The following is a 308-nucleotide window of genomic DNA, read 5'->3' on the forward strand; positions in this document are numbered from 1 at the left end:
GTTGTGGCGCGGGGCCGGTTGATGGGTGCGTTGCCTGCCGGTGGTGCGATGGTGGCCGTTCAGGCTGCTGAGGATGAGGTGGCCGAGTCGCTGGCCGGGTTCGAGGGCCGGTTGGAGATCGCCGCGGTCAACGGGCCGCTGGCGGTGGTGGTGTCCGGTGATGAGGACGCCGTGGAGGAGTGGCTGCCGTGGTGGGAGGGGCGGAAGACGTCCCGGCTTCGGGTGTCGCATGCGTTCCACTCCCCGCGGATGGAGCCGATGCTCGAGGAGTTCCGTGGTGTCGCGGAGCGGTTGGAGTACGCGGAGCC

At 70.1% G+C, this 308-nt stretch carries 1 protein-coding gene; it reads left to right on the plus strand.

Annotated elements, in window-relative coordinates; all coding sequences use genetic code 11:
* Nucleotides 1–308 (plus strand): acyltransferase domain-containing protein (locus JK363_RS41800; RefSeq protein WP_201883542.1); only part of this gene is annotated, 308 nt, incomplete at both ends.

The organism is Streptomyces coffeae, assembly GCF_016741875.1.
Taxonomy (GTDB): domain Bacteria; phylum Actinomycetota; class Actinomycetes; order Streptomycetales; family Streptomycetaceae; genus Streptomyces; species Streptomyces coffeae.